Raw genomic sequence first — 1,139 nt, forward strand, 5'->3', positions numbered from 1 at the left:
TACGAACAATCTGCTCGGGAGTATGCTTACTGAACTTCTTCACCATTCATCCATTCTCCCCACCCACAGGCCGGGCATCAATGGACAACACTCAAGTCACCTGGACCTAAAAACCTAGGGCACTCCATAAGCCTCGCATGTGGTCTGCGAGTGCTATAACCTGCACGTTTGCGTGAATAGGTGTCAATGACTGTGGCCAAATACATGTTTTTCCTCCCTTGCACGGCAGGTAGGTGATGTCGCCTACATACACACGGTTCGGCTCGTCAGCGGTGAATGTACGGCCTATTAGATCTGGCATGACACGGTGACCGGGCTTGCGCTTGGTGGTGATGCATCGACGCCGTCTACTAAAGCCTTGAAGTCCCATGGCTTTCATGATTCGTGCAACTTTCTTGTGATTGACCGGGGTATACACCAGGTCTTCCTTGAGGCTTGCGGCGATGCGTTTAGCTCCGTAAAGACCATGCTCATCATCGAAGATGGTTGTAATTCTCGCACCAATAAGACCGTCTGAATACATCTTTACCCTGCGTTCTTGACGGGTGTGGACCCGTGTGTAGAACGAGGAACGATTCAGCTTTAACACATGGCACATCCGTGTAAGCCGAGTACCCGGTTCGGTGGTCATAGACACACTGGAAGCAGAACTCCCGTGAGTCTGCTTGAAGCAAAATATTTCGCAGCCTTGCGCAGAATATCGCGTTCTTCACGCAGCTTCGCGTTTTCTTTTGTCTCACTGTCGGATCTGTTCGGAATCATTCGCCGCTTGGACTTTATCGTGCACGGCTTTTATGCGGGCACGTTTGCCGGTGCCGTACTTTTTGACCCAAGAATGTCGCGAGGCTCGATTGATGCCGAGCTCTGCTGATGCTGAGTTCAGTGAGAGGTCCTCATTGTTCTCATAGCAGACCACGGCATCGCGTTTGAACTGTTCGGAATACCTGGACATGGTGGTAGATTACCAATCTTGCCAGCCCGACTGGGCTGGATATCAGGTGTCTACCAAACAGGCTCTTCACAATCGAGGGTGTAGACGGGGGTCTCGGGGAAGTGGCGCGTCGATAGCTGGATAGAGGTCGAGGCCTTCCGATGATGGAAGTTCCTACACAAGCCATCTGAAAGACCTCGACGTGCCT

The 1,139-nt window shown here is 51.9% G+C and carries 2 protein-coding genes; both read right to left on the reverse strand.

All coding sequences use genetic code 11. The features are described 5' to 3' along the window. Window positions 1–106: 106 nt before the first annotated feature. On the reverse strand, window positions 107–631 hold the full coding sequence (locus DCC24_RS11905; RefSeq protein WP_110100110.1) for an IS3 family transposase: 525 nt from the start codon (window positions 629–631) through the stop codon (window positions 107–109). Between the two features lie 105 nt (window positions 632–736). Beyond that, window positions 737–952 carry a hypothetical protein gene (locus tag DCC24_RS11910; protein ID WP_110100111.1) on the reverse strand — a complete coding sequence of 72 codons (216 nt, stop codon included), beginning with the start codon at window positions 950–952 and terminating at the stop codon, window positions 737–739. Window positions 953–1,139 lie beyond the last annotated feature (187 nt).

Source organism: Auritidibacter sp. NML100628 (assembly GCF_003185985.1).
Lineage (GTDB): Bacteria > Actinomycetota > Actinomycetes > Actinomycetales > Micrococcaceae > Auritidibacter > Auritidibacter ignavus.

Bases quoted from the DNA above. Each gene is read 5' to 3' on its own strand.
- DCC24_RS11905 (WP_110100110.1), bottom strand. From the start codon at position 631: ATGACCACCGAACCGGGTACTCGGCTTACACGGATGTGCCATGTGTTA.
- DCC24_RS11910 (WP_110100111.1), bottom strand. From the start codon at position 952: ATGTCCAGGTATTCCGAACAGTTCAAACGCGATGCCGTGGTCTGCTAT.